13 protein-coding genes and 1 pseudogene are annotated in these 15,651 nt (G+C 74.1%); 7 read left to right on the forward strand and 7 right to left on the reverse strand.

From position 1 onward, the window contains the following. Positions 1–125 precede the first annotated feature (125 nt). On the forward strand, positions 126–2,966 hold the full coding sequence (locus C8D89_RS07175; protein WP_116707439.1) for an aconitate hydratase: 2,841 nt from the start codon (positions 126–128) through the stop codon (positions 2,964–2,966). A gap of 176 nt (positions 2,967–3,142) precedes the next feature. After that, positions 3,143–4,168 (forward strand): class I fructose-bisphosphate aldolase, encoded by a 1,026-nt coding sequence (locus C8D89_RS07180; RefSeq protein WP_116707440.1) that lies wholly within the window; start codon positions 3,143–3,145, stop codon positions 4,166–4,168. A 63-nt stretch (positions 4,169–4,231) separates the two neighbouring features. Here the strand turns inward: C8D89_RS07180 and C8D89_RS07185 are convergent, their stop codons facing one another. The 5 genes and pseudogenes from C8D89_RS07185 to C8D89_RS07205 all read right to left on the reverse strand — a co-directional run bounded on the left by C8D89_RS07185 (position 4,232) and on the right by C8D89_RS07205 (position 9,813). Beyond that, the gene (locus C8D89_RS07185) at positions 4,232–4,894 is read right to left on the reverse strand and encodes an HAD family hydrolase (RefSeq protein WP_116707441.1); all 663 of its coding nucleotides are present in this window, start codon (positions 4,892–4,894) and stop codon (positions 4,232–4,234) included. 243 nt (positions 4,895–5,137) lie between these two features. Continuing rightward, positions 5,138–6,778: pseudogene (gene betA / locus C8D89_RS07190) on the reverse strand (choline dehydrogenase); the annotation flags it as partial. Positions 6,779–6,824: 46 nt separating this feature from the next. Next, entirely contained in the window at positions 6,825–8,327 is a 1,503-nt protein-coding gene (locus C8D89_RS07195) for an aldehyde dehydrogenase family protein (protein ID WP_116707443.1), read from the reverse strand. A 99-nt stretch (positions 8,328–8,426) separates the two neighbouring features. Beyond that, complete coding sequence (locus C8D89_RS07200) at positions 8,427–8,963, reverse strand: class I SAM-dependent methyltransferase (RefSeq protein WP_116707444.1); 537 nt, start codon at positions 8,961–8,963, stop codon at positions 8,427–8,429. A gap of 10 nt (positions 8,964–8,973) precedes the next feature. Beyond that, the gene (locus C8D89_RS07205) at positions 8,974–9,813 is read right to left on the reverse strand and encodes an SAM-dependent methyltransferase (protein ID WP_116707445.1); all 840 of its coding nucleotides are present in this window, start codon (positions 9,811–9,813) and stop codon (positions 8,974–8,976) included. Positions 9,814–10,006: 193 nt separating this feature from the next. On the opposite strand from C8D89_RS07205, the gene C8D89_RS07210 reads away from it, so the two are divergent. From C8D89_RS07210 to C8D89_RS07235, 5 genes are all read left to right on the forward strand, one after another. Beyond that, positions 10,007–10,882, forward strand: a complete 876-nt coding sequence (locus C8D89_RS07210) for a helix-turn-helix domain-containing protein (RefSeq protein WP_116707775.1) — start codon at positions 10,007–10,009, stop codon at positions 10,880–10,882. 106 nt (positions 10,883–10,988) lie between these two features. Then, on the forward strand, positions 10,989–11,237 hold the full coding sequence (locus C8D89_RS07215; protein ID WP_116707446.1) for a DUF397 domain-containing protein: 249 nt from the start codon (positions 10,989–10,991) through the stop codon (positions 11,235–11,237). A 426-nt stretch (positions 11,238–11,663) separates the two neighbouring features. After that, entirely contained in the window at positions 11,664–12,482 is an 819-nt protein-coding gene (locus C8D89_RS07225) for a hypothetical protein (RefSeq protein WP_116707448.1), read from the forward strand. Positions 12,483–12,549: 67 nt separating this feature from the next. After that, positions 12,550–12,990, forward strand: a complete 441-nt coding sequence (locus C8D89_RS07230; protein ID WP_116707449.1) for a hypothetical protein — start codon at positions 12,550–12,552, stop codon at positions 12,988–12,990. Positions 12,991–13,045: 55 nt separating this feature from the next. Further along, a complete protein-coding gene (locus C8D89_RS07235; protein ID WP_116707450.1) occupies positions 13,046–13,744 on the forward strand; it encodes a hypothetical protein in 699 nt (232 codons plus the stop codon). Here the strand turns inward: C8D89_RS07235 and C8D89_RS07240 are convergent. Then, complete coding sequence (locus C8D89_RS07240; protein WP_116707451.1) at positions 13,708–14,370, reverse strand: response regulator; 663 nt, start codon at positions 14,368–14,370, stop codon at positions 13,708–13,710. The genes C8D89_RS07235 and C8D89_RS07240 overlap by 37 nt on opposite strands. After that, complete coding sequence (locus tag C8D89_RS07245; RefSeq protein WP_116707452.1) at positions 14,367–15,509, reverse strand: sensor histidine kinase; 1,143 nt, start codon at positions 15,507–15,509, stop codon at positions 14,367–14,369. Before C8D89_RS07245 ends, C8D89_RS07240 begins: the two co-directional genes overlap by 4 nt. Positions 15,510–15,651 lie beyond the last annotated feature (142 nt).

Raw genomic sequence — 15,651 nt, forward strand, 5'->3', positions numbered from 1 at the left:
GGACCCGCCGCGGCGCGGGAACCCGGAGGGGCCGCCCGGCGACGCCGCCGGGACCCACCGACCCCGGAGCGCGGACGAGCGCCACCCACCCGCCGCGCCCGTGAGGAACAAGGAGGAACGTGGCCGTGAGCTCGCCAGACCAGTCCGACGGCGGATCGACGGAGAGCGTCGACTCGTTCGGTGCCCGGGGCACCCTCGAGGTCGGCGGCCGGTCGTACGAGATCTTCCGGTTGTCGGCGGTCGAGGGCTCGCAGCGCCTGCCGTTCAGCCTCAAGGTGCTGCTGGAGAACCTGCTCCGCACCGAGGACGGCCTCGTCACCACCGAGGCCGGCATCCGGGCGCTCGCCGACTGGGACCCCACCGCCGAGCCTGACACCGAGATCCAGTACGTGCCCGGCCGCGTGGTCATGCAGGACTTCACCGGCGTGCCCTGCATCGTCGACCTCGCGACGATGCGCGAGGCCGTCACGGAGCTCGGGGGCGACGCCCAGAACGTCAACCCGCTCGCGCCGGCCGAGCTCGTCATCGACCACTCGGTGGTCGCCGACCTCTTCGGCACCCCGGACGCCTTCGAGCGCAACGTCGAGCTCGAGTACCAGCGCAACGAGGAGCGCTACAAGTTCCTGCGCTGGGGCCAGACCGCGTTCGACGAGTTCAAGGTCGTCCCGCCGGGCACAGGCATCGTCCACCAGGTCAACATCGAGCACCTGGCCCGGGTCGTCATGACGCGCAACGGCCAGGCGTACCCCGACACGCTCGTCGGCACCGACTCGCACACCACGATGGTCAACGGCCTCGGCGTGCTGGGCTGGGGCGTCGGCGGCATCGAGGCCGAGGCGGCCATGCTGGGCCAGCCGGTGTCGATGCTCATCCCCAAGGTCGTCGGCTTCCAGCTGACCGGCGAGCTGCCCCCCGGCGCCACTGCCACCGACCTCGTGCTGACCATCACCGAGATGCTGCGCGAGCACGGCGTCGTCGGGAAGTTCGTCGAGTTCTACGGCGAGGGCGTCGGCGCCGTGCCGCTGGCCAACCGCGCCACGATCGGCAACATGAGCCCGGAGTTCGGCTCCACCTGCGCGATCTTCCCGATCGACGACGAGACGCTGGAGTACCTGCGCTTTACCGGCCGCGACGACGAGCAGGTCGCGCTGGTCGAGGCCTACTGCAAGGAGCAGGGCCTCTGGCACGACCCGTCGCACGAGCCGGACTACTCCGAGACGCTCTCGCTGGACCTCTCGACGGTCGTCCCGTCGATCGCCGGGCCGAAGCGCCCGCAGGACCGCATCCGGCTCGACGAGGCCAAGCAGTCGTTCCGCCAGGCGCTGCCGGACTACGCCGACGGCTCCGAGGGCACCGAGGGCCAGACCGACGAGGCCGTGGCCGAGACCTTCCCCGCCTCCGACCCCACGTCGGAGACGGAGTCGAGGGAGGAGGACCGCCCGGTCCACCGGGCGCCGGTCGACCCGAACGGCCGCCCCAGCAACCCGGTCCCGGTGACGCTGGCCGACGGCACCCAGCTCGAGCTCGACCACGGCGCGGTCACCATCGCCGCGATCACGTCGTGCACCAACACCTCGAACCCGTCGGTGATGGTCGGCGCGGCGCTGCTGGCCCGCAACGCCGTCGAGAAGGGCCTCCAGCGTCGTCCGTGGGTGAAGACGTCGCTGGCCCCGGGCTCGAAGGTGGTCATGGACTACTACGAGCGCTCGGGCCTGCTGCCCTACCTGGAGAAGCTCGGCTTCAACCTCGTCGGGTACGGCTGCACCACCTGCATCGGCAACTCGGGCCCGCTCATCGAGGAGGTCTCCGCGGCGGTCAGCGACAACGACCTCGCGGTCACCGCGGTGCTCTCGGGCAACCGCAACTTCGAGGGCCGCATCAACCCCGACGTGAAGATGAACTACCTGGCGAGCCCGCCGCTCGTGGTGGCCTACGCGCTGGCCGGGACGATGGACCTCGACCTCACGACGGAGCCCCTCGGCCACGACACCGAGGGCAACCCGGTGCTGCTGGAGGACATCTGGCCCTCGCCGCAGGAGATCGGTGAGGTCATCGCGTCGGCGCTCTCGCCCGAGCAGTTCACCCAGGGCTACGCCGACGTCTTCGCCGGTGACGAGCGCTGGACCTCGCTGCCCACCCCCGAGGGCGAGACCTTCACCTGGGACGAGGACTCCACCTACGTGCGCAAGCCCCCGTACTTCGAGGGCATGTCGCGCGAGCCCGGCGAGGTCACCGACATCGACGGGGCACGGGTGCTGCTCAAGCTGGGCGACTCGGTGACCACCGACCACATCTCCCCCGCCGGGTCCATCAAGGAGGACTCGCCCGCCGGGCAGTACCTCAAGGCGCACGGGGTCGAGCGCAAGGACTTCAACTCCTACGGCTCGCGCCGCGGCAACCACGAGGTGATGATCCGCGGGACGTTCGCCAACATCCGGCTGCGCAACCTGCTGCCCACCGGGGACGGCGGCGAGCTGCCGCAGGGCGGCTACACCGCCGACTACACCCAGGGCGGCGAGCAGGCGTACGTCTACGACGCCGCGCAGCACTACGCCGAGGCGGGGACGCCGCTGGTCGTGCTCGCGGGCAAGGAGTACGGCTCGGGCTCGTCGCGTGACTGGGCGGCCAAGGGCACGACGCTGCTCGGGGTCCGCGCGGTCGTCGCCGAGAGCTACGAGCGCATCCACCGCTCCAACCTCGTCGGCATGGGCGTGCTGCCGCTGCAGTTCCCGGAGGGCCAGAACGCCGACTCGCTCGGCCTCACCGGCACCGAGACCTTCGCGATCAGCGGGGTGACGGCGCTGAACGACGGCGACGTGCCCGACACCGTGCACGTCACGGCGACGCCCGAGTCCGGGGACGCGATCGAGTTCGACGCGCGCCTGCGCATCGACACCCCGGGCGAGGCGGCGTACTACCGCAACGGCGGCATCCTGCCGTACGTCCTGCGCAAGATGCTGGGCTGAGCGGGCTCCCGGGTTTCGGGACGAACGCGCTGTTCGCTGCGCTAGAGGCAGCGAACAGCGCGTTCGCTGCTTTCGGGGGGCCTCACGGAACCAGCCCGCCAACCCGCCGTCGTCCGCCGCCGGGGCATGGCGGGCGTCGTCGCGGTCAATCCTCGCCGTGACGGAAGGAGAGGACGATGACGACGCTGTCCACCCTGCAGGAGACCGCGCGCGAGATCCTCGCCGACGGCAAGGGCATCCTCGCGGCCGACGAGAGCACCGGCACGATCACCAAGCGCCTCGAGGCCGTGGGGGTGGAGTCCACCGAGGAGAACCGGCGGCGCTTCCGCGACCTGCTGTTCACGACGAAGGACGTCGAGCAGCGCCTCGGCGGGGTGATCCTCTACGACGAGACCGTGCGTCAGGACGCGCTCGACGGGACCGGCATGGTCGAGACGCTGCGCCGGCGCGGGATTGTGCCGGGCATCAAGGTCGACGCGGGTGCCAAGGACCTCGCGGGCTTCCCGGGCGAGAAGGTCACCGAGGGTCTCGACGGGCTCCGCGAGCGCTTCGCCGAGTACGCCGCGCTCGGTCTGCGGTTCGCGAAGTGGCGCTCGGTCATCAGCGTGTCGGAGGCGCTGCCCACCCCGACGGCGATCGAGGTCAACGCGCACGCCCAGGCCCGCTACGCCGCGCTGGCGCAGGAGGCCGGGCTGGTGCCGATCGTGGAACCGGAGTCGATCATGGACGGCGACCACGGGATCGACCGCTCCGCCGAGGTCACCGAGCAGGTCCTGGCCGCGACGGTCGAGCACCTGCGCCGCCAGCGCGTCGCGCTCGAGGGCGTGCTGGTGAAGACGAACATGGTGGTCTCCGGCTACGCGGGCGCCGACCAGGCCGGACCCGACGAGGTCGCCGACCGCACCGTCGAGGTGCTGCGGCGCACCATTCCGGCCGCGGTGCCGGGCATCGTGTTCCTCTCCGGCGGCCAGGACGACGCCCAGGCCAACGCCAACCTCGACGCGATCGCCCGCCGGGGCCCCCAGCCGTGGACGATCAGCTTCTCCTACGCCCGCGCGCTGCAGGGCCGCCCGATGGCGGTGTGGGCGGGGGCCGAGGAGAACGTGGCCGCGGCCCAGGACGCGTTCGCCACGCGCCTGCGGCTCACCGGTGCCGCCAACCGCGGCGACTGGAGCTCCGAGGCCGAGCGCGCGGCGTCGTGACCTCCTCGCCGCGCCACGGTGCGGGGGTCGGTGGCGTCGCACGGCGAGCGCACCCGACGGGGATCAGGCCTGTGGCTCCTGAGGCTTCAGCGAGGGGACGTCCGCGGTGAGCTCGTCGACCGACGAGTAGACCGACGTCGCGCCGGCCTCGCGGAGCTCCTCGTTCGAGAAGCCGCCGGTGCGCACGGCCACCGACGGCAGCCCGAGGCGGGCGGCGGCCCGGCAGTCCCACACGGAGTCGCCGACGACCACCGCGGCCTCGGCGCCGACCCGCTCCATGGCGACCTGCAGCAGGTCGGGCGCGGGCTTGGTCTGCTCGACGTCGCCGGAGCTCACCCAGGCGTCGGCGAGCTCGCCGGCCTCGATCAGCTCGGCGTAGCGCTCGACGTGGTGCGGCTTGCCCGAGCTCGCCATGACCAGCGTGAACCCGGCGTCCTTGACCGCCTCGAGCAGGGCGTGGGCGCCCGGCAGCGCGCTGATCTCGTCGAGCATGGCGTCGGCCTCCTCGGTCCAGGCCGCGCGGATGTCGTCGCCGTGGCGGGCGTCCACGTCCTCCCCGGCGACGGCACCGACGAGCTGGTCGCCGCCCATGCCGATGTGACGGTGGATCGTCCACACCGGGATCGTGACGTCGTAGCGGCGGAACGCGCGGTACCACGCGAGCGCGTGGTGGTAGTTGGTGTCGACGAGCGTGCCGTCGACGTCGAGGATCACGGTGCCGGTCATGGTCCCCGGAATCCCCGGTGGACCCGGGGACCATGCCGGCCGTCAGCCGTCGCTCGGGGTGAACCCGGCGCGGGCGTCGCCGGTCATCGCGGGTTCGCCCCGGACCTCCGCGGGCCGGGCGAGCGCCGGGTCGCCGCCCCCGGTGCGGGCGGGCGCCGGGACCGCCCGGGCCGCGCTGGGCGGGTCGGTGGTGGCGTCCCACGCGTCGTTGCGCGGGTCGCCCGGGGGGTAGAGGGGCATGCCCTCGCCGGCCCGGTAGTACGGCACGTCGAGCGGAGCCAGCGGGGTGTTGCCCATGATCAGGTCGGCGGCCTTCTCGGCGACCATCATCACCGGGGCGTAGATGTTGCCGTTGGTGACGTAGGGGAACACCGAGGCGTCCACCACCCGGACGCCGTCGACGCCGTGCACCCGCATGCTGCCCGGGTCGACGACGCTGTCCCGTCCGACGCCCATCTTCGCGGTGCACGAGGGGTGCAGCGCGGTCTCGGCGTCGCGGGCGACCCAGTCGAGGATCTCGTCGTCGGTCTCCACCGACGGCCCGGGCGAGATCTCCCCGGCACTGAACGGCGCGAACGCCGGCTGTTCGAGGATGTTGCGCGCGGCCCGGACCATCTCGATCCACTCGCGCCGGTCGTTCTCGGTCGACAGGTAGTTGAACCGGATCTCGGGATGCTGCCGCGGATCGGTGCTCCTGATCTTCACCGTGCCGCGCACGTCGGAGAACATCGGCCCGATGTGCACCTGGTAGCCGTGCTCGGCGGCCGGCTGCGAACCGTCGTAGCGGATCGCGATGGGCAGGAAGTGGAACATCTCGTTGGGCCACGCGACCCGGTCGTTGCTGCGGATGAATCCGCCGGCCTCGAAGTGGTTGCTGGCCCCGACGCCCGTGCGCGCCAACCACTCCAGGCCGATGCGCGGCATGTGCCGCCGCTTGAGCCAGGGGGCGATCGAGACCGGCTGCTTGCTGGCGTGCTGGATGTAGACCTCGAGGTGGTCCTGCAGGTTCTCCCCCACGGGGAGGTCGGCGACGACGCCGATGCCGAGCTGTTGCAGCTCCGCGGCGTTGCCGATACCGGCGAGCTGCAGCAGCTGCGGGGATCCGAACGCGCCCCCGCACAGGACGACCTCGCGCGCCGCCGCGTGCCGGTGCAGCCTGCCGCCGCGGAGGTAGTCCACCCCGGTGACCCGGCTGCCCCGGGTCGTCAGGCCGGTGACCGTGGCCAGGGTCTCGATCGTCAGGTTCTTGCGGTTCTTCACCGGGTGCAGGTAGGCCCGGGCCGCGCTGAGCCTGCGGGCACGGTGCACGTTGCGGTCGAACTTCGCGAAGCCCTCCTGGCGGTAACCGTTGACGTCGTCGGTCAACGGATAGCCGGCCTCCTGCACCGCCTCGAAGAACGCGCCGAACAGCGGGGTGTCGGCCGGTCCGCGCTCGAGGACGAGCGGGCCCGAGCCGCCCCGCCAGGCGTCGGCGCCGGCGAGGCAGGTCTCCATGCGCTTGAAGTACGGCAGGCAGTGGGCGTAGTCCCAGCTCGCCATGCCTTCGTCCTGCGCCCAGCGCTGGAGGTCCATCGGGTTGCCGCGCTGGAAGATCATGCCGTTGATCGAGCTGGAACCGCCCAGCACCTTGCCGCGAGCGTGGTAGACGCGCCGGCCGCCCATGTACGGCTCGGGCTCGGACTCGTACTTCCAGTCGTAGAGCCGGTTGCCGATCGGGTAGGGCAGGGCGGCGGGCATGTGGATGAACGGGTCGACGATGAAGTCGGTGCGGCCCGCCTCGAGGACGAGGACCTTCGTTCCGGGGTCGGCGCTGAGCCGGTTGCCCAGGGCGGAACCGGCCGAGCCACCTCCGACGATGACGTAGTCCCAGGTCTGCTCGGTCACAAGTCCTCCTTGGTCTGCGCGGGCGTCGATGTCGTCGGCGGCGCGCTCACGAACCGCTCCCCGGGGTCGACCGGCTGGTCGACGAGGGGAACCACCCGGTCGGTCCCGGCCGGGTGTTGGTCCAGATGTGCTTCGGCTCCTGGTACTCGGCCAGGCCGGCGCGCCCGAGCTCGCGCCCGACGCCGGAGTGGCCGAAGCCGCCCCACTCGGCGGCCGGGACGTAGGGCCCGAAGTCGTTGATCCAGATCGTGCCGTGGCGCAGGCGGGCCGCGACCTCCTCGCACGTGCCGTGGTCGGCGGAGAACACAGCACCCGCCAGGCCGTACTCGGTGTCGTTGGCGATCCGCACCGCGTCGTCGAGGTCGGTGAACGTCTCGACGGTGAGCACCGGGCCGAACGACTCGTCGTGGACCACCGACATGTCCTGGTTGCAGTGGTCGAGGATCGTCGGCGGGTAGTAGTAGCCGTTCGCGAGGCGCTCGTCGGTGGGGCGCTCGCCGCCGCAGCGCAGCACCGCGCCCTCCGCGACGCCCGCGGCCACGTACGCCTCGACCTTCTCCCGGTGCGCGGCGGAGATGAGCGGACCGGTCTCGGTGTCGGGGTCGTCGGGCCCGCCGAGGCGGATCCGCTGCGCCCGCTCGACGAGGTCGTCGACGATCCGGTCGTGCGCGGACTCCTCGACCACGAGCCGCGCGCCCGCGGAGCACACCTGTCCGGAGTGCAGGAAGATCGCGGTGAGCGCGTTGTCCACCGCGGTCTCGTGGTCGGCGTCGGCGAAGAGCACGAACGGGTTCTTGCCGCCCAGCTCCAGGGCCACCTTCTTCACGGTCGCCGACGCCGACTCCATGATCCGCCGTCCGGTCACCAGCCCGCCGGTGAAGCTGACCATGTCGACGTCCGGGTGGCTGGACAGCGGCGCGCCCGCGCTCGCGCCGGCACCGAGCACGAGGTTGGCGACGCCGTCGGGCACGCCGGCCTCGGCCAGCAGCTCGACGAGGATGATCGCCGTGTGCGGGGTCAGCTCGCTGGGCTTGAGCACGAAGCTGCAGCCCGCGCCCAGCGCCGGGGCCACCTTCCACGCGGTCTGGAGCAGCGGGTAGTTCCACGGCGTGATCAGGCCGCACACGCCGACCGGCTCGTGGACGACCTTGCTGCGCGCGGTCGGGATGCCGGTCTCCACCAGCCGGCCGTCGTCGGCGGCCGCGAGGTGGCCGAACCAGCGGAAACAGTTCGTGACGTCGTCGACGTCGATCTCGCTCTCGGCGACCCGCTTGCCGGTGTCGCGGGTCTCGGCGCGGGCGATGCGGTCGCGGTCGCGCTGGAGCAGGTCGGCCACGCGCAGGAGCAGGTCACCCCGCTGCGCCGCGGGCACCGAGGACCACCGGGCGTCGTCGAACGCGCGGCGCGCCGCGGCGATCGCCTTCTCGGTGTCCTTCGCCCCGGCCTCGTCGACCTCCGCGACGAGGCTCCCGTCGGCGGGAGACCGGATCTCCCGACGTCCTCCGTCGACCGCCGAGGTCCACGCTCCGTCGATGAACAGCTGCCCCACGCCCGGCGCCTCCTCGGCCTCGTCACCCGGTCGGCCCCACGACGGGCCCGGACGAGTATCGCCCCGGTGCCCCGGCCGACACCATCCTCGTCGGGGACCTCAGCGCCCGTGGTCCCCCGCGGCGGCGCGGGCGACGAGGCTCGCTCGCCCGCCGGACTCCTCCTGGTGGAGCACCGCGAGGTGGCCGAACGCCGCGAGGAGCTCGCCCGGTGGCGCCCGGAACGGGCCCCCGGAGCCGCTCAACACCGTCACCACCAGCAATCCACCCGGGGCGAGCGCGGCGGTCAGGGCCGGGTACAGGCGAGGGTCGCGGAAGCGCTGGCAGACCACGACGTCGTAGGGCCCGGCGACCGGCAGCCCCTCGGCGAGGTCGGCCTCGATCCACCGGACCGCCTCGCCGCCCGGCCGGGCCCGGCCCGCGGCGAGCCCCACCGGGGACACGTCGACGGCGTCGACGGCGAGACCGCGCGCGGCGAGCCACACCGCGACCTCGCCCCGCCCGCAGGCGACGTCGAGGGCACGCCCGGCGGCGGGCAGCAGGTGCTCCCGACCGACCAGCGCGTCGGGCGGGGCGGGCTCGGCGAGGCGGCCGTCGGCGAAGCGGGCGTCCCAGCGCTCGCGGTCGGACGCGCTCACCGGGCCGGCCTCAGGGCTTGCGGCCCACCACGCCGGCGATGCAGCGCTGGGCGGCGACGAGGGGCTTGAGCTGAGGGCCGTCCGGCCACCACTTCACGCACAGCTCGAGGCCGGGGTCCACCAGATCCAGGCCCGGCATCATCGCGAGGATCTGCTCGCGGGTGCGGAACCGGCCGGTGCCCAGCGGGCTGTGCAGGAAGACGTCCTCCATGCGCCGGGCCACGACGCTGTCCTCGTCCTGCGGGTCGAGGAAGTGGCTCAGCGCGACGTAGCTGCCCGAGGGCAGGGCGTCGACGTACTGCTTCATGATCTCGGTGCAGGACAGCCCGGTCTCGTCGTAGTGGTGCAGCGTTCCGAGCTGCAGCAGCGCGATCGGCCGCGCGAAGTCGAGGTTGCGGGTGACCACGGGGTCCTCGAGCACCTCGCGGGGGTTCGTGAGGTCGCCCGGGGAGAAGAACGTCCGGTCGTTCTCCTCGAGGAGGGCTCGCCCGTGCGCGACGACCGTCGGGTCGTTGTCGACGTAGACGACCCGGGCCTCCGGGCGCAGGCGCTGCGCCGCCTGGTGGGTGTTCTCCGCGGTGGGCAGCCCGGAGCCGAGGTCGAGGAACTGGTCGATGCCGGCCTCGCCGGCGAGGAACCGGACCGCCCGCACGAGGAAGGCGCGGTGGTCGACGGTGAACTGCTCGATCTCCGGCGCGACCTGGCGCAGCTTCTCGACGACCTCGCGGTCGGCGGGGTAGTTGTCCTTGCCGCCCAGCGCCGTGTCGTAGACGCGCGCGATGCTCGCCTTCGTCGTGTCGATGAAACTGGGTGCGGACCCCGAACGGGACGAGGAATGCGCAGCGGTCATCGGCTTCCCATCAGGCGTGCGATCGCGAACGGGCGCTCACCCTAGGAGGGTAACGGCGCGCGGGCGGTCCCGGGGCGAGGAGCGGACACGCGCTGCGCCCGGCGTGTAACGTCTCGTGCTCGGCGGCACGCCCGGGGCACGTGGGGACCGTGGGACGGCCGTCCGGGGACCCGACAGCGGGGAGCGGACCACCGTGGCCGAGTGGGAACAGGGCGAGCCGGAGGGCACCGGGCCCACCGCGCGCCGGATCATCCTGGGCGCGCAGCTGCGCCGCCTGCGCGAGCGCGCCGGTGTCGCCCGCTCCGAGGCCGCGTGGTCGATCCGCGGGTCCGACTCGAAGATGAGCCGCCTCGAGGCCGGCAAGGTCGGCTTCAAGGAGCGCGACGTCTCCGACCTGCTGACGATGTACGGCGTCACCGCGGCCGACGAGCGCGAGCTGTTGCTCGACATGACCAGGCGCAGCAACGAGCCGGGCTGGTGGCAGCCGTACGGCGACGTCCTGCCCGCCTGGTTCGAGGACTACGTCGGCCTGGAGATGAGCGCCTCGCGCATCCAGACCTACGAGCTGCTGTTCGTGCCGGGCCTGCTGCAGACCGAGGACTACGCGCGCGCGGTCATCACCTCGGGCCACCCCGACCGCGCGACGCCGGACGACGAGCGGCGCCTCCAGGTGCGCATGCGCCGCCAGCAGACCCTGGGCCGCCGCGACGCGCCGACGTTCTGGGCGATCCTCGACGAGTCCGTGTTGCACCGGCCCATCGGGGGTCCCTCGGCGCTCGTCGCGCAGGTGGAGCACCTGCTCGAGCTGGCCGCGCTGCCCAACGTCGTCATCCAGGTCCTGCCGTTCACGATGTCCGGCTACGCCGCCGAGAGCTCGTTCTCGATCCTGCGCTTCGCCGAGCCCGAGCTGCCCGACCTCGTCTACCAGGAGCACCTCACGGCCGCGGCCTACCTGGACAAGCGCAGCGAGGTCGAGGCGTACAGCCGCGTGATGGACCGCGTGGCCGTCGACGCGCTGACCCCGGACGAGACGCGCCAGTACCTCACCAAGCTCGCCGCCGAGCGCTGAATCCGCCCGGACGGCACCCGCCGCGTGCACGTGCATCCGCAAGGATCCGTTGCTACTGTCCGGTCTGCACCCACCGGATGCACGTGCAGATGAGCGAGGCGGTCGCATGGGCCAGGTCCCGAACGCACGCGTCGCCCTCCCCGACGTGACGTGGCGCAAGAGCGCGCGCTCGGGCAAGCAGGGCAACTGCGTCGAGCTCGCCCCCGTGCCCGCCCAGGGCGTCGCGGTGCGCAACTCGCGGTTCCCGGAGGGTCCGGCGTTGGTCTTCTCCGTCGCCGAGCTGTCGTCGTTCCTCGCCGACATCAAGCGGGGCGCGTACGACGACCTGCTCGGCGACGCGCGGTCCTCGTCGTGAGGCGCGCCGGTCCCGGCCGCCCGCTGTGGCTGACGTGCGCCGTCGACGGCACCGACCACGCCGTGTCGGACGCCGCGTTCCTGGCGGCCCAGGGCGGCGACGGGCGCTACGAGGCGATGTGCCGGGCCACCGTCTGGGCCTCCTCCCTCGCCGCGCCCCCGGCGAGCCGGTGTCCCTCCTGCGCAGCTGCCGCGGGCGAGGCGCCCGGCGTCGAGGACCGTCGCCCTCGGAGCCGGTTCGCTCGACTGGTGCCCACGCCTCCACCTGACCGGCGATCCCGCCGCCGATCGGCGTAGCGTCATCATTCTTTGTCCGGACGATACGGTCCGTCCCCGATCGGTGGGGTGCCAGCGTCCGGCCGATCGCTGTGCGTGATAACGCGGGTGTAGGCTCGTGACCGCATCGAGAGGCGAGCGAAAGGGTTCCGTGATCAAGGAGGCCGCACGACCGGGGGCTCCCGCGGACCCGGCGACCCCGTCGCCGGGTGCGGAACGGCTGGCGCCGGTCCGCGACCTGCCGGGTCTCGCCCACGCGTGCCTCCTCGACGCGTCCGGTGGGCGTGTGCTCGCCGAGATCGGGGCCGACGAGGGTGGCGCCACCGCAGCGGTGCTCGCCTGGGGCCACCGGGCCGGAGCGGTCGCGACCGACCGGGGCCGGACCCTCGAGGACCTCATCGTCACCACCGACGTCGCGTACCACCTGGTGCGCGCGGTCGGCGGCGTCGCGGACGGTCCGTGGGTCTACCTGCGCGTGCGCCGCGACGAGGGCAACCTCGCCCTGGCACGGCGGCGGCTCGCCGCGATCACCACCGCCGCCCCGGCCGGGGCCACGCCGGCCCCCGACCCGTCCCCCGCCGTCCGGTCGAGCAGTGGTCCGGTCGGCGTCCCGTTCCCCCGGCGGACCCCGGCGGCGACCCCGGCCGTCCCGGCCGTGCCGTCGGTCCCGGCCGCACCACCGTCCCGGGCGAGCCCGCCGGCAGCGTCGCCGGCGCCCGCCCCGTGGGCCCGACCGCCGGCCGGGCGCACGACGGCCGTCCCGGTCGCCGTGCCCGCCCTGCCCGCGCCCCGCGCGCCGGCGGGTCCCGCCGCCGTCGTAGCCGCCCGGCCCCAGCCGCCGGCCGAGCCCGCACGGCTACCCACGACGATGCGCGACAGTGCCGGGGTCCTCACCCAGCGCTGGCGCACCGACCCGGAGACGTTGCGCCGCGTGCTCGCCGGCCTGCTGCGTCTCGGACCGACCGCGTGACGGCCGTCGCCGGTCGCCCCGCACTCCCCACCCGCTCCCCCGGAGCGACCCCGACACGGAGGAATCAGTGAGCGACATCGAGTACGCCCTCAACCAGGCCGCGAACATCAAGGGCGCGTTCGCCGTGGCGATCGTCGACTACGACAGCGGCATGACCCTCGGCTCGCGCGGCGGCAGCGCCGAGTTCGACCTCGACGTGGCCGCCCCCGGCAACAGCGAGGTCGTGCGCGCGAAGTTCGACGTGATGCAGAAGCTGGGGCTGCGCGAGACGATCGAGGACATCCTCATCACGCTCGACACGCAGTACCACCTCATCCGGCCGATCTACTCGAACGGCGACGACAAGCTGTTCTTCTACCTGGTGCTCAACCGCCAGCAGGCCAACCTCGCCATGGCGCGGCGCGACCTGCGGATGATCGGCCAGCGCTTCTACCTCGACGACCCGTCCTCGGCCCCGGCCGTCCCGCCGCAGGACCAGGGCTACTACCAGCAGGTCGGGCGCCGCTGACGACGAGGAACGGACGGGGGCGGCGAGGGTGGGGCGTCATCGCCACCTGACGTGCGTGCGGTCGGACGGGCTGTCGGCGGTGCTCAAGCCGCTGCTCGACGACCGGCGCATCCTCGCCGCCACCCTCGTCGACGTCGGGAGCGGGCTGATCCTCGACGGCTACGCCGACGACCCCTCCCTCGCCGACCTCGAGCTCCTCGGGGCGGGCCACGCCGACCTCGTCCGCGCGTCGGACGCCCTCGGCACGGCCGACGACACCGGGCCCCGCGCCGAGCTCACCGTCGACACCGGCGACGGCCGCCACCACCTCCTGCACGCCGTGCCCGACCCGCACGGCGACCGGCTGGTGGTGGCGGTCGTCGTCCGGGGCGCCGCCCGCCACGTCGAGCGGGCCCGCCGCCGCCTGCGCCAGGTCGAGGTCGAGGCCCTCACCGCGGGCCCGACCCTCCAGCGTCGCCCGGTGAACGGGAGCTGGGAGGTCGAGCCGACCGCGCCCGCCTCCCCCGACCCCGCCTCCCCCGGCCCCGCCTCCCCCGACCCCGCCTCGCCCGACCCCGGCGAGCACCCCGAGACCCACGACGCGCCGCCCGCGCGGCCGGTGTCGCTCGCACCGCTCTCGGCCATGTCGCCGCGAGGCCCGGCCGGCCCCACCGCGTCCCACGGTTCCCCGCCGTCGTGGACCGTGTCCTCGGTGGCCGCGCTCGGCGAGGGGCGGGCTCAGCGGTCCCCGGGCCGGACCAGCCCGCTCTCGTAGGCCGCGACCACGAGTTGGGCCCGGTCCCGGGCCCCGAGCTTGGTCAGCAGCCGGCTGACGTACGTCCGCGCCGTGTCGGGGCTCAGGTGCAGCGCGGCACCGATCTCCGCGTTCGACCGTCCGGTGCCGACCTGCGCCAGAACGTCCCGCTCCCGGGGCGTGAGCCCGGCGACCCGGGCCGTGTCCGGGGCCGGCGTCCGGGCCGCCGCGGCGAGCACCCGGCGGGTCACGGACGGGGAGAGCAGCGCGTCGCCGCGCGCCACCGTGCGCACGGCCTCCCGCAGGGCCTCGGGCCCGGTGTCCTTGAGCAGGAAGCCTGCCGCGCCCGCGCGGATCGCGTCGAAGAGGTACTCGTCGTCGTCGAAGGTGGTCAGCACGACCACGTGCACGCCGGCGAGGGCCGGGTCGGCCACGATCGCGCGGGTGGCCCGCAGACCGTCGGTGCCGGGCATGCGAACGTCCATCAGCACCACGTCCGGCCGCTCGGTCCGCACGACGGCCAGCCCCGTCGCGCCGTCCCCGGCCTCCCCGACGACCGCGAGGTCGGGCGCGCGCTCGAGCAGGGCCCGCAGGCCGGTGCGCACGAGGTGCTGGTCGTCCACGAGCACCACCCGCACCTCGCTCACGGCCGGCTCCGGCGCACCGGGAGGTGGGCGTGGACGCGGTAGCCGCCGTCCCGCGTCGTGCCGGCGTCGAGCGCGCCCCCGAGCAGCTCGACGCGCTCGGTCATGCCCCGCAGCCCGTGCCGGGCGCCCGCCGGCCCCGGTGCGGGCCCGCGCCCGTCGTCGACGACGTCCAGGGTGAGCCCGGCGGCGTCGGCGCACACCGTGACGGTGGCCCGGCCGGCGTGGGCGTGCCGCAGGGTGTTGGTCAGCGCCTCCTGCACGATCCGGTACGCGGTGGCGCCGGTGACCACGGGCAGGCCGTCCACCTCGCCCTCGACGTGCAGGTCGACCGGCAGGCCGCCGCCGGTGACCCGCTCGGCGAGCGCGGCGAGCCCGTCGAGTCCCGGCGCGGGTCCGCGCTCCGCCTGCCGGCGCAGGGTGCCGACGGTGGCGCGCAGCTCGGTCATCGCCCCGGCGCCGGCGGTCCGGATCGCGGCGAGCGCGGTGCGGGCGGCGGGCCCGTCCCCGTCGTCGAGCGCCTCCTGCGCCGCCGCGGACTGCACCGCGACGACCGACATCGCGTGGCCCAACGTGTCGTGCAGCTCCCGCGCGATGCGCACCCGCTCGGCCTCGACCTGCGCGGCGGCCTCACGCCGGCGCTCCTCGTCGGCCGCGGCGGCGCGCCGGGCGTACTCCGCCCGCAGCGAGCGGCGGTTGCGCACCGCGTCCCCGAGCGCGACCGCCGCGGCCACGAGCGCCGCCTCCGAGCCGAGGCCGGCGCCGAGGACGACGGCGAGGTCGTCGCCCTCGACGAGCCGGGCCGTGACCGAGACGGCGAGCAGCACCGCTCCGATGGCCGCCGCCGCGAGGGCCCGCCCGCGCTCGGCGGCGAGGTAGAGCGCGGGCGCCACCGGCGCCGCGAGCCCCATCGCGGGCAGGTCGAGCACGTAGTACAGCGCGAGGGCCACCGAGGTCGTTAGGAGGACCGGCAGCGGCCACTGCCGGGCGAGCAGCAGCGACCCCGCGAGCACGACGGCGAACGCGGCGGCGAGCCCGACCCGGCTCGCCGGGCCGGGATCGGTGAGCACCGCGATCGCCACGAGGGCGGCGACCGCGAGGGCGAGCAGCGCCTCGACGCGGGTGGGACGGGCGATCGGCACCCTGCCGGAGCGTAGGCCCGCGGCGGCCCGCGCACCGCCGTCGAGAGGCGTGCGTCGCGGGCGACGGCGTACGTCGAGAGGCGACACCGGCCCGCGCCGCGACGCGGCAGACCGGCGCACGGCCCGCTCCTAGCGTCCGGGG

Source organism: Actinomycetospora cinnamomea (assembly GCF_003096675.1).
GTDB classification, from domain to species: domain Bacteria; phylum Actinomycetota; class Actinomycetes; order Mycobacteriales; family Pseudonocardiaceae; genus Actinomycetospora; species Actinomycetospora cinnamomea.

Bases quoted from the DNA above. Each gene is read 5' to 3' on its own strand.
- C8D89_RS07180 (WP_116707440.1), top strand. From the start codon at position 3,143: ATGACGACGCTGTCCACCCTGCAGGAGACCGCGCGCGAGATCCTCGCC.
- C8D89_RS07205 (WP_116707445.1), bottom strand. From the start codon at position 9,813: ATGACCGCTGCGCATTCCTCGTCCCGTTCGGGGTCCGCACCCAGTTTC.
- C8D89_RS07215 (WP_116707446.1), top strand. From the start codon at position 10,989: ATGGGCCAGGTCCCGAACGCACGCGTCGCCCTCCCCGACGTGACGTGG.
- C8D89_RS07185 (WP_116707441.1), bottom strand. From the start codon at position 4,894: ATGACCGGCACCGTGATCCTCGACGTCGACGGCACGCTCGTCGACACC.